This window comes from Pseudorhodobacter turbinis (genome assembly GCF_005234135.1).
In the GTDB taxonomy this organism is placed as follows: Bacteria; Pseudomonadota; Alphaproteobacteria; order Rhodobacterales; family Rhodobacteraceae; genus Pseudorhodobacter; species Pseudorhodobacter turbinis.
The window spans coordinates 498,675-510,881 of sequence record NZ_CP039965.1; the positions used below are offsets into that span (position 1 = coordinate 498,675).

Sequence of the window (12,207 nt, forward strand, 5' to 3'; positions counted from 1 at the left end):
TCCGATTCAGGCCAGCAGGTGAGCGGCGATAATATTGCGTTGAATTTCAGAAGAGCCTTCATAGATGCGCATGATCCGCACATCGCGAGCATAGCGTTCCAGCGGGAAATCACGGGTAAAGCCGTAGCCGCCATGGATCTGGATCGCGCCATCGGTCACGCGCCCCGCCATCTCCGAGGCGTGAAGCTTGGCCATGCTGGACTGCATGGAAAAACGCGTGCCATCCTGGCGCAGGCGCGCCGCCTCCAGCGCGATCAATTCGGCGGCGCGCAGGTCCAGCGCCATATCGGCAAGCTGCCAACGGATGCCTTGCTTGGCGGCCAAGGGTTCGCCGCCGATGATGCGGGTCTTGGACCATTCGGTCGCAGCCGTCAGCGCGGCCGAGGCGATACCGATACACATGGCCGCCACTTCCAGCCGGCCATTATCAAGCACCTTCATCGCGGTCTTGAAGCCGGACCCTTCCGCACCAAGCAGCACGCTTTCGGGCAGTTGGCAGTCAAAATCCAATTCCCAGACATGGCCGCCGCGCAGGCCCATGGTTTTCTCGGCGCGACCCGGTTGCAGGCCGGGGGTGTCTTTGTCCACCACAAAGGCCGAGATCCCGCGATGGGCAGCGGCCGGATCGGTCACGGCAAAGACCACCAGAAAATCCGCCACGCCACCATTAGAGATAAAGCATTTGCGCCCCTTCAGATGCCAACCATCCGCGGTTTTCGTGGCCTTGGTGCGCATATCCGCCGGGTCAGAGCCAGCAAAGGGTTCCGTCAGCGCGAATGCGCCAAGGCGGTCCCCGGTCGCGGCATCGGGCAAATAGCGCGCGCGCGCCACGTCATCCCCGCCCAACAAAATCGAATCCGTCGCCAGATAATGCGCCGTCAGGGCAGACACCGTGGAGCCACAAGCCCCCGCAATCACCCCGACCGCCCGCAAAAGCGCCTGCGCCGAAATATCCGCCCCGCCCCAAGCCTCTGGCAGGTTCGCACCCATCATGCCGGTCTGCGCCAAGGCCCGCAGTTGGGCGTGGACAAATTCGCCGCTCTCATCGGTGGCATGGGCGTGGGGGGACAGCTCTTCGGCGGCAAAACGTTCAAGCTGCGTGATGAAGGCACGCTCGGCCTCGTCAAGCATATGGTACAAATCGGTCATTCCGTCCTCACAATTCCGGCAGCGATCAAACCGCTGATTTGGTCTTCGGTCAGGCCCAACGAGGCCATAACCGCACGTGAACCACCGCCCAAAGCGGGGGCGCCACTGCTTGCAACCGGCTTTTCACCGTTGAACCGTATCGGCTGGCCGATAACCGGGGCCGTCCCAAGCCCGTGATGCGGAATATCGGACACAAGCCCGCGCGCGATGGCATGGGGGCTGCTGGCGGCCTCGGCCATGGTCAGGATCGGTGCGGTTGGAATATGCGCCGCGCGCAATCCCTCAACCGCGTGCGCAGTGGTCAACTTTCCCGTCCACGCCTCAATCAGCGCCTTGAGCACGGGTTCGTTTTGGGTGCGCGCCTCATCACTGGCAAAGCGCGGATCGCTTGCCGCCTCGGGCGCGCCAATCAGGTCACATAGTGCTGCGAACTGACGATCCCCCAATACGGCAATAATCGCGTGCCCGTCCGATGTGGCATAGGCCCCGAATGGCGTTGATAGCGGGTGACGGTTGCCCACCCGTTCCACGGCTGACTTCGCATAGAAATGAATGGCATGGCTGGTCGGCAGCAAGGAAAACAGCGCATCAAACATCGCCACATCAAGACTTGCCCCTTGGCCGGTTTGCGCGCGCCCCACCAAGGCCGCCGCAATACCCCAAGCCGCATAGAGGCCCGCCATCAGATCCCCCAGCGCCTCGCCCACTTTCAAGGGTGCGCCGCCCTCTTCGCCATTGGCCTCCATCAGGCCCGACATCGCCTGCACCACGATGTCATAAGCGGGAAGGTCACTGTACGGCCCATCCTGACCAAAGCCCGAGATGGAGCAATAGATCAGCGCCGGATTATCCTTGCGCAACGCCTCGACACCAAGGCCCAGCTTGGCGGCGACACCGGGGCGGAAGTTTTCCACCACCACATCGCAGGTTGCCGCAAGCTGACGCGCAACGGCCTTACCCTCATCCGCCTTGAGGTCCAGCACCACCGAGGATTTGCCCCGATTGGTCAGCGCAAAAAGTGCGGAATGCCCGTCCACAAAGGGGCCGATATGGCGGTAATCATCGCCCTGCGGTGGCTCTATCTTAATAACCTCGGCCCCCAGATCGGCCATAAGGGCGGTGCAAAACGGGCCGGCCAGAACGCGGGTCAGATCAAGGACACGGATGCCTTGCAGCGGTTTCATAACGCCAGTTCCACCCCGGCCGCATTTGCCAAGACGCCTGCGCGGACCAATGCCGATGCCGCCTCAATATCCGGCGCGAGATAGCGATCTTCGGCCAAAACGGGCGAGACTTCGCGCAGGGCCGCAACCGCCGCCTGCAGCGGACCAGAGGTTACCAGCGGGGCCCGAAACCCGATGCCTTGCGCCGCGCAAAGCGCCTCAACCCCCAAAATCACCGACAGGTTCGCATTCATCCGCCCCAAACGCCGCGCACCATGGGCAGCCATGGAAACATGGTCTTCCTGATTGGCCGAGGTCGGCGTGCTATCGGTCGAGCAAGGGTTCGCGAGGTGCTTGTTCTCGCTCATCAAAGCGGCGGTTGTCACCTCTGCGATCATGAAACCGGAGTTAAGGCCGGGCGCCGGAGTCAGGAACGGCGGCAGGTCATGGGACAGGGTCGGATCAACCATCAAAGCCACACGACGCTGCCCGATAGCCCCGATTTCAGCCAGGGCAAGCGCGATAATATCTGCTGCAAAAGCAACAGGTTCTGCGTGGAAGTTACCACCGGATATGATGCCCGCCGAGACAACCAGCGGGTTGTCGGTCACGGCATTCGCCTCGATCTCTAGTGTGGTGGCGGCAAAGCGCAACAGGTCCACAGCGGCACCGACAACCTGCGGCACACAGCGAATGCAGTAAGGGTCTTGTACGCGGGTATCGCCCTCACGGTGGCTGTCGCGGATCACCGATCCCTCCATCACCGTGCGCAACGCGTGGGCCACGTCGATCTGGCCACGATGGCCGCGCAAGCTGTGGATTTCGGGCTGCAAAGGCGCTGTGGATCCCATGATCGCATCGGTCGACATTGCCGCTGTCGCCACAGAGGCCCGCGCATTCTGCCAGCCTTCAAACAGACCGACCAACGCCAGCGCGGTTGAAAACTGTGTGCCGTTGATCAGGCCAAGCCCCTCTTTCGGGCCAAGCACCAAGGGGGTTATCCCCGCCTGCGCCAACGCCTTATCCGAGGCCATGCGCACGCCTTGATAGACCGCCTCACCCGCGCCGATCATCGTGGCCGCCATATGCGCCAATGGTGCTAGATCACCCGACGCCCCGACAGAGCCTTGGGCCGGAATAACGGGAATCACAGCATGTGCCAGGAGGTTTTCGATCTGTTCAATCACGGCCCAGCGAACCCCCGAGGCCCCACGCCCCAGCGACAGCAATTTCAGCGCCATCATCAGCCGGGTGGTTGCCTCATCCAGCGGCTCGCCTACGCCGCAGCAATGCGACAAGATCAGATTGCGTTGCAGGGTCTCGGTATCTTCCGGCGCGATCTTGACGCTGGCGAGCTTGCCAAAGCCGGTGTTCACACCGTAAACGGCCACCGTGCCCGCTGCGGCGGCGGCAACCTGATCACAAGCGGCCTCAACCGCCACACGCGCGCTTGGGTCCAGCGTTGCGATCCCGTCACCGCGCCAAAGGGTTTCAAGATTGTCCAGCGTGGTCGCGCCCGGTGTCAGCTTCATTCTTTTCCCCCAAAAATCCGCTGGTGCAGCGGGTTAAATCCAAAACGGTAGGCAAGCTCGGCCGGTGTCTCGACATTCCAGATCGCAAGATCAGCCCGCATCCCCGGCGCGATCACACCAGTATCCGTCAGACCCAAAGCGCGGGCGGCATGTTCGGTAACACCGCGCAGCGCCTCTTCGGGCGTCATGCGAAACAGGGTGCAGCCCATGTTCATCGCCAGCAAAAGCGAGGTCATCGGCGAGGTGCCCGGGTTGCAATCCGTCGCAAGCGCCATCGGTACGCCATGGGCGCGGAAGGCCGCGACCGGCGGCATCTGTGTTTCGCGGATTGCATAAAAGGCACCGGGCAGCAAAACCGCCACCGTACCGCTTGTCGCCAACAGTTTGGCATCTGCCTCGGTGGCGTATTCCACGTGGTCGACCGACATCGCGCCATATTTGGCCGCCAAGGCACAGCCGCCGATATTCGAGAGCTGCTCGGCATGCAGCTTTACAGGCAACCCCAGTTCACGCGCCACATCAAAAACGCGCGATATCTGACTGGTATTAAACGCGATTCCCTCGCAGAAACCATCCACCGCATCGACCAACCCCTCGGCATGGGCCGCGCGCAAGGTGGGGATGCAAACCTCATCAATATAGGCATCATCGCGGCCCTTATATTCGGCAGGCGTGGCATGGGCGCCCAGAAAACTGGTGCGGATACGCACAGGACGCAGATCCCCCAAACGCCGTGCCGCGCGCAGCATCCGCAGCTCCACCTCCTGATCAAGACCGTAGCCGGACTTCACCTCAACACAAGAAACCCCTTCTCCGATCAAGGTATCCAGACGGGGCAACGCGGATGCGACAAGGCTGTCCTCATCCGCCTTGCGGGTGGCCGTGACGGTAGAGACGATGCCGCCACCGGCGCGCGCAACCTCTTCATAGCTGGCCCCTTCGAGCCGCATCTCGAATTCCCGCGCGCGGTGGCCACCATGAACGATATGGGTATGACAATCGATGAAAGCAGGGGTCAGCAGCCGCCCCTCAAGGTCAAGCACTGACCATGAAGCATAGTCACTTGGCAAATCGGCTTGCGGCCCGACCCAAAGGATCCGCCCCGCCTCCACCACCACGGCCCCTTGCAGCATGAAAGGCCCCGTACCTGCCACGCCGCCCCCAAGGATAACTGTTTGCGCCCCGATTTCCATCTTGATTCCCCTCGAATTTCAATTATTATGTACATACATATTAAAACTGTCAACGCGGGTGGAACCAAAATGTCGATCATCTATGCAGAGCAGGCGCTTTTACCTGATGGCTGGGCGCAAGACGTCGCAATCACCCATTCCGGCGGGCGGATCACAGCGGTTGAGGCAGGTGCCTCCCCACAAGGCATGCGCGTTGGCACTTTGCTTCCGGCGCCCGTCAATCTGCATTCCCACGCGTTTCAACGTGCTATGGCAGGGCTGACGGAGCGGCGCGGCCCCGATCCGCGCGACAGCTTCTGGACATGGCGGCAGTTGATGTACCGCTTCCTCGACCGGCTTACGCCCGAGGATGTGGAGGCGATCAGCGCCTTTGTACAAATGGAAATGGCCGAGGCAGGCTACGGCGCCGTGGCAGAGTTCCACTATCTCCACCACGCCCCCGGCGGCACCGCCTATGACAACCGCGCCGAGATGGCGGCACGGGTTGCGGCAGCCTCGGCACGGACGGGGCTGGGGCTGACCATGCTGCCGGTGCTTTATCAGTTTGGCGGCTGTGATGGCCGTGCGCTTGGCCCCGGCCAGAACCGCTTTGGCAATACGCCCGAAGAATTCGTGGACCTGCTAGAGGGGGCCGCTGCGGCCATCAAGACACTGCCCGCCGATACGGTTTTAGGTGTCGCTCCTCATTCGCTGCGCGCGGTCTCCGAGGAGGCGCTTGCCCTCGCCGCCACTCTGCGCCCCGATGCGCCGATCCATATGCATCTGGCCGAACAAACCGCCGAAGTAGACGAGGTCTTGACCCATCGTGGCGCCCGTCCGACCGAATGGTTGCTTGCCAATGCCGATGTGGATTCGCGCTGGTGCCTGATCCACTGCACACAGATGGAGCCCCACGAAACCAAGGGCTTGGCCGCGACGGGAGCCGTTGCTGGGTTGTGCCCCATTACGGAATCCTCATTGGGTGACGGGATTTTCGACGGGGTCGCCTATGCGCAGGCAGGCGGTCGCTGGGGTATCGGATCGGATAGCAACATACGGATTTCGCTGTCTGAGGAATTGCGCACGCTCGATTACAGCCAGCGCCTGCGCGACCGTTCGCGCGCGGCCCTTGCCACGGCAGATAAATCCACCGGTCGGGTGCTGTTTGAAACCGCGGCAAAAGGCGGCGCACAGGCAGGCGGGCGCGATGCGGGCACAATCGAGGTTGGCAAGCTGGCCGATCTGGTGGCGCTTGATGCCTCTGGTCCGGATATGGCGGGGCGTCAGGGCGACACCACGCTCGACGCCTTTATCTTTGCGGGCGATGACCGTATGGTAACGGACCTGTGGTCGGCAGGCCGCCATCTGGTCACCGGCGGGCGGCACCATGACCACGATGCCATCACCGCGGCCTACACGGCCTGCGTCACCAAACTACGGGACCTATGACAAGCACCACATGGCAATCTGTTCAAGCGGAGGCGTTGCGCCGCATCCGGTCGCGCGAATGGCCCCCCGGCGGCCAAATCCCGCATGAGGCAGATCTGGCCGAGGAGCTGGGCTGTTCGCGTGGCACCGTAAACCGGGCCCTGCGGGACTTGGCCGAGGCGGGGTTGCTGGAACGTCGCCGCAAGGCGGGCACGCGTGTGCCGTTGAACCCCGTGCGCAAGGCCACGCTGGAAATCCCCATCATCCGGCAAGACGTAGAGGGACGCGGGCAAACCTACGGCTACCGCTTGCTGGCAACACGCGAGGCCGCACCCCCGCCCGAGATTTGCGAACGGCTTTCGCTGAAACCCGATACCGCGATGATTCACGTGCTTGCACTGCATCTGGCCGATGATCTGCCCTTTTGCCTGGAGGATCGCTGGATCAACCTGCGTGTGGTGCCCGAGATCGCCCAAACCGACCTAACCAAGATCAGCGCCAATGAGTGGCTGGTTCAAAACGCCGCTTTTTCCGCCGGCAGCTTTGCCTTTGGCGCGATTGCCGCACCCGAGGCCACGGCAAAATGGCTTGATTGCCCCATCGGCGCGCCGCTTTTTACGCTTGACCGGACAACATGGGCCGCCGCCTTGCCGATCACCTCGGTGCGGCTGTGCTATATTCCCGGCTACCAAATGCGCGCAGAAATCTGACACGGGCGATCATCTTGGTCAAAATCCAGATCTCGCCCGAAATTTTATAGAACCGTTACAGATTAACTGACATAAACACTTGATATTGCGGCCCCCACCCCCAATATTCATTGCAGGTAGGCCTAACACGAATTTCAGGCCTGCAAACAGTTATAACCGGAGGCTTTAATGGCTGAATATCAAACTATTAATTCGGTCGGCGCCGGCACCCGCTCCGCGCAGATCGATGTTGGGCTTCGCGCCCATATGAACAAGGTTTACGGGCTTATGTCGGTTGGCATGTTGCTGACGGGTGCTGCGGCATGGGCCATTTCCGGCCTTGCCACAACGACAGACCCAAGCCTTGCAACCGTGCAGATGGGCAATGGCACCATGCTGACCTCGCTGGGCCAGACCTTGTATCTTTCACCCCTGAAGTGGGTGGTGATGTTTGCACCGCTGGCGATGGTCTTTGCCTTTAGTGCCATGATCAACCGCTTGTCCACCGGTGCGGCACAGCTGTTCTTTTATGCCTATGCGGCGCTGATGGGCTTGTCGATCTCGTCGATCTTCTTGGTCTATACCGGGGCATCCATCGCGCAGACATTCGTGATCACCTCCATCGCCTTTGCGGGCCTGTCGCTTTACGGCTACACCACAAAGAAAAACTTGTCGGGCATGGGCACATTCCTGATGATGGGCCTGATCGGCTTGATCGTGGCTATGGTTGTAAACATCTTCCTCGCCTCCTCGGCGCTGGCTTTTGCGATCTCTACCATTGGTGTTTTGATCTTTGCAGGGCTGACCGCCTATGACACTCAGTCGATCAAGAACGAGTACATCGCGCACGCCCAGCATGGCGATAGCGAATGGTTGGGCAAGTCCGCCATCATGGGCGCCCTGCGCCTGTACCTCGACTTCATCAATATGTTCATGTTCTTGCTGAGCATTTTTGGCAACAGAGAGTAAACCTCACCACTTACTACAGAGTGCTAAATTTGCCCGTCAAGACTTTGTCTTGGCGGGCTTTTTTGCGTCCAATGGGTGCTCATTTCAAAGCCAAAATCAAAAGGAGATGGTTTCAATATCTTTCAGGCGGAAATGAAAATGCTTCTTCATTTGAAAAAAAGCCAATGTCGATTGTAACTTACGCCATTTTTGCGTCAAAAAAGGGTTTACAGTGTCAAAATCAGATACGCTTCGCTTTCAAATAAGAACGACATCAAATGGGCACCAACACCGACATCTCCTGATTGATAGGTTTACACAATCATCAAACCTCTTAGCTGGCCTCTACGAGTCCTATCTCTCTGCATCCTCATTCTCGACTGCTACTATCAAGAAGTCTTTAAGTCATGTAGCGGCATTGCTGACTTGGGATGCTCAAGAAAAGAACTTAGCGACAGCACACCTGATGCGCGGACAACCTCTCACAGAGCCACAGATCAGACAGTTCAAGCGATGGCTTGAGGCTCGTGCAAAAGGCAACAAACAATCAATCGCGGCCACTCAGCAACAAACCGTCAACGAGATAATCCGTGGCGCGGCCGCCTTTGAAGACTGGTGCTTACGGTACTCTCTCACGCGACATGGACGTCACAGCCGATTGATAGATGTTCGCACGGTACAGCAGGAATTCTGGAAGGATGCTCAGGGTAATGTACCTCATCAAGAATTCGCTGAGGATTTCAATGACGAGGAAATACTGGAAATCGAACAATATTTGCGTTCTCTCGCTTTCGACAGCAGATGGAGCAGAACCAGCAGAAGCGACTTCCGGAACTACGTTATGTGGCGAATGGCGATAGAATACGGGCTCAGGATCGGCGAAATGCTTGCCTTTCGAACCATCGACCTTCCAACTCGATCTCAAGATTATATAAAAGTAGTCCGGATTGAGGAACGCGATGATCCGCCTGATCCGCGCGACGAATATGCTCCTCGTCCAAAAACCTTGTCTCGCGATCTCGGCACTTACTTTTCAAACAGCAGTTTTCCGGACCTTTTTGCTAAGTATGTTGCGGAGTACCGCTGGGTAGAGGTCTTCAACGCCAAGCGAGGCACCAAGCGCCGCAAATCAACCTTTGCCCATTCGTACCTGTTTATTTCCGGTAGCGGTGCACCTCTTGCACGCAGCACAGCCGAATACATGGCTGGTAGAATCGCCGGCGAGCTTGGGATCGAGTTTCATTGGCACAAATGTCGACACTCATTTTTCAATCGTATCTATGCGGCTTCAGACTTGATCCAAAACCCGAGTGACCGTGAGCGAGCACGTCAACAGATGCAATATTGGGGCGGCTGGTCTTCACCCGAGAGCCTGCAAATCTACACCAATACCGCCCGTCGCGACGCTGGTCGCCGTGGTAATCCCCCCCGAAAGTAAGGGGCTGCGGAAGTAGAATTTTCTCGGCAAGATGAACGAGGAGATTTTGAATGAAAATGACCAGATATAGCGAACCCCAGATCCTTGCGATCCTGCGCCAAGCCGAAGGTGGTGTGCCGGTGGCCGAGCTTTGCCGTGAACATGGCATGAGCAATGCGTCGTTTTACAAATGGCGTGCGAAGTATGGTGGCATGGATGCATCCATGGTCAGCCAGATGAAAGCCATGGAGGAAGAGAACCGCAGGCTGAAGCGGATGTATGCAGATCTGAGCATGCAGGCGGACTTATTGAAGGAAGCCCTCGGAAAAAAGTAACGGGGCCATCTCAGCGCCGCGAGATGGCCGAAACGGCGGTAGAGCGACGGGGCGTCAGCATCGCGCTGGCGTGCCGGGCCTTCGAGGTCAGCGAGACCTGCTATCGTTACAGCCCGAAGCTGAAAGACGAGAACGAGGTGATCGCCGATCTGCTGACAGGGCTGACGGATGCGCGCAAGACTTGGGGATTTGGCCTGTGTTTCCTGCATTTGCGCAACGTGAAGGGGCATCCGTGGAACCACAAGCGGGTCTACCCGCGCGCGCAGCCAAGTTCTGCTCGTCGGGGACAGAGTATCGCTCAAACAGTCGATTGCAAATCCAAGCATATTTCAGAGCAGGCAAATTACATCTTTATTGCGGGGTGAGGAAGGTAAACCCATCTCATCAGGGCGTGTCGCGGTTTGATGCCGCCACTTGGGTAGCAGTTACTGCAACAAGGGAGACTGACTTTCGTATTAAAACGGACGGAAGAATTCTGCCGAAATACGATGCGGATAGTTACTATCCACTTGAAACCTCTTATAAGTTACAACGCCTTAAAAGGGGGGGGCGTTCAGTTCCCATCTGAAAATCGAACATATAAGGAAAAGAATTCGAAACGAATGCTACCAAGCAGTGTTTACTGAACGCGTCCCTGGTGGTGACGTACTTCGTCTTCGATCTCATGAACGAATTCGTCGATTTGATCTTCCTCGAAAACGCGATTGTCGAATGGAATCTGACGCAAAATATCTAACGCATTATTATATGCTGGGACCAGCGATGAACTCTGCGGGCGGCCGACGAGGAAGTGAACTTGAACATCTTCTGTCGCACCAGCCTTTACTGCAGATAGGTGTCCGAGCCAGCGGCGTGCTTTGTCTTTGATCGTGTCTGCCTCCGCGAGATCGAAGGAAAGTGGTTCGTAGACATGCCAGCGGCCGTTTTTCCAGGCATGCCGAAAATCGACAGTATCGGTGCTTCCGTGAATACGCTTAGTCTCAAGAGAGATATTCACGCCTTGTTCCTTCAGCTTTGCTTCCACCGGACGCCAAACATCTTCGTCAGACCTGCGCCGTTGTGATGGACGATCATAGCGGGTTATGAACCGGTGATAGAGTTGATCGAATGTCTTCTGCGGATCTGACGTCAACCCAGCCCCTACCGGAGACCATTGCAATGAACTGTCATCAAGTGGCAGAGCTATCCGGGCGTAGTCGCCAGCAGTTTTTTCACCCTTAAATAGGCCTTCGGAGTTCAGGCTTCGCTCAACGCCTTTCATACCGCGCTCAATGGCTTCGATGGCGCCTTTATAGGCCTCGCTATCGAGATCCGGAAAGATATTTTTTATCCTTCCGAAAGTCTTGCGAGCCTTCGTGAGGATAAGCGGTCGCCCCGGAACGACCACGATCAAACCAACATTCACGAACTCTCCGGTAAGGATATCGTGCACATAACGCAGCACAACGTAACTGTAAGGCTCCCTTGTGGTCATGTCAGTATCCTCCCTAATTCCTTAATGCAGTCGTCGATGTTGTCCCGAGCGTCGGCGATCAACTTCAACGCAGCATGTACGTCAGCGTGAGCGGTAGCCCACTCTGACGGGATGCTTCCCTCATACTCCTTCAACCGCGCATCAGACAAGGAGTTCCACTGAGATTTGATCGACGAGAAGTCGATTGGTGTGCCTTTTAACTCTTGGACGAAAATATGCCTACCAGGTGTTTCCAAATCCTTCATTCCGCCCAATACCCATGGCGCTGTCCACAAAAGGACCATTTTATGCATAAAAGCGAGCTCGTGATCGATAATTCTTAGTTCATTACCGCTTATCAAACAATTTGGGTTGTCCGCCCTGCGGTCGGGATTCTGAATAACAGCATCGAAAAGTAATACCCCAGATGCTGTTGGTCGCATGGCATCTGACAGCCGTTGACCCGTCGCCCAAGCTGAGAACCCGGACGTTCGGGTTGACCCGAACGCGATGGGGCTGCTGCGACGCAGTTTGTCTGCGATTTGCGCGTCTGCCACTACGGGAATGATTTCCGATGGTATCTCTACAAGCCAAGGCTTGGGTACAGGCAAACCGAGATCAGCTGCGAGGCAGGCCGCGATTACTTCACGCGCGAGGTTGGTCTCAGCTTGGTCGCAGCCAGCCGAAAGCTTGACGAACATCTCCACATCATCGTCATCCACTGCTCCGCCGACGGCCTCACATGCGGCGAGCACTGGAGCTGTACGGCCGTTGGCAGCGGTTCTGTCAATCCGTGTCAGTATAGCGTGTGGAATCATGCTGCACATGCCTCCGGGCCAAAAATTTCGTGTAGTAGGGATGGCAATAGTGCATCTGCGTCCGCCGCAGTTCGTTTTCGGATGTTTTTGATTTCTCGGGCCA

10 protein-coding genes and 1 pseudogene are annotated in these 12,207 nt (G+C 58.0%); 5 read left to right on the top strand and 6 right to left on the bottom strand.

Annotated features, from left to right (window positions below; genetic code table 11):
- Window positions 1-6 precede the first annotated feature (6 nt).
- Genes EOK75_RS14735 through hutI form a run of 4 tightly spaced genes read right to left on the bottom strand, consistent with a single transcriptional unit; the run spans window position 7 to window position 4,977 of the window.
- A complete protein-coding gene (locus EOK75_RS14735) occupies window positions 7-1,149 on the bottom strand; it encodes an acyl-CoA dehydrogenase family protein (RefSeq protein ID WP_137194852.1) in 1,143 nt (380 codons plus the stop codon).
- Window positions 1,146-2,333, bottom strand: coding sequence for a CaiB/BaiF CoA transferase family protein (locus EOK75_RS14740; protein ID WP_137194853.1), 1,188 nt, complete (start codon window positions 2,331-2,333; stop codon window positions 1,146-1,148). Before EOK75_RS14740 ends, EOK75_RS14735 begins: the two co-directional genes overlap by 4 nt.
- A complete protein-coding gene (gene hutH / locus EOK75_RS14745) occupies window positions 2,330-3,844 on the bottom strand; it encodes a histidine ammonia-lyase (protein ID WP_137194854.1) in 1,515 nt (504 codons plus the stop codon). The genes EOK75_RS14740 and hutH overlap by 4 nt, the downstream gene beginning before the upstream one ends.
- Window positions 3,841-4,977 carry an imidazolonepropionase gene (hutI, locus tag EOK75_RS14750; protein WP_240794132.1) on the bottom strand — a complete coding sequence of 379 codons (1,137 nt, stop codon included), beginning with the start codon at window positions 4,975-4,977 and terminating at the stop codon, window positions 3,841-3,843. Before hutI ends, hutH begins: the two co-directional genes overlap by 4 nt.
- Window positions 4,978-5,106: 129 nt before the next feature.
- Between hutI and EOK75_RS14755 the strand changes: the two genes are divergently transcribed.
- The 5 genes and pseudogenes from EOK75_RS14755 to EOK75_RS14775 all read left to right on the top strand — a co-directional run.
- Window positions 5,107-6,465 (top strand): formimidoylglutamate deiminase, encoded by a 1,359-nt coding sequence (locus tag EOK75_RS14755; protein ID WP_137194856.1) that lies wholly within the window; start codon window positions 5,107-5,109, stop codon window positions 6,463-6,465.
- Window positions 6,462-7,154: a UTRA domain-containing protein gene (locus EOK75_RS14760; RefSeq protein ID WP_137194857.1), complete on the top strand. Its 693-nt coding sequence runs from the start codon at window positions 6,462-6,464 to the stop codon at window positions 7,152-7,154. Before EOK75_RS14755 ends, EOK75_RS14760 begins: the two co-directional genes overlap by 4 nt.
- 168 nt (window positions 7,155-7,322) lie before the next feature.
- A complete protein-coding gene (locus tag EOK75_RS14765) occupies window positions 7,323-8,102 on the top strand; it encodes a Bax inhibitor-1/YccA family protein (RefSeq protein WP_137194858.1) in 780 nt (259 codons plus the stop codon).
- A 211-nt stretch (window positions 8,103-8,313) separates the two neighbouring features.
- The gene (locus tag EOK75_RS14770) at window positions 8,314-9,519 is read left to right on the top strand and encodes a site-specific integrase (RefSeq protein WP_137194859.1); all 1,206 of its coding nucleotides are present in this window, start codon (window positions 8,314-8,316) and stop codon (window positions 9,517-9,519) included.
- A 50-nt stretch (window positions 9,520-9,569) separates the two neighbouring features.
- Window positions 9,570-10,087: pseudogene (locus EOK75_RS14775) on the top strand (transposase); the annotation flags it as partial.
- A gap of 365 nt (window positions 10,088-10,452) precedes the next feature.
- Here EOK75_RS14775 and EOK75_RS14780 read toward each other — a convergent pair.
- Window positions 10,453-11,307 carry a DUF3037 domain-containing protein gene (locus EOK75_RS14780; protein ID WP_137194860.1) on the bottom strand — a complete coding sequence of 285 codons (855 nt, stop codon included), beginning with the start codon at window positions 11,305-11,307 and terminating at the stop codon, window positions 10,453-10,455.
- Complete coding sequence (locus EOK75_RS14785) at window positions 11,304-12,008, bottom strand: HipA family kinase (protein ID WP_137194861.1); 705 nt, start codon at window positions 12,006-12,008, stop codon at window positions 11,304-11,306. The genes EOK75_RS14780 and EOK75_RS14785 overlap by 4 nt, the downstream gene beginning before the upstream one ends.
- Between the last annotated feature and the right edge of the window lie 199 nt (window positions 12,009-12,207).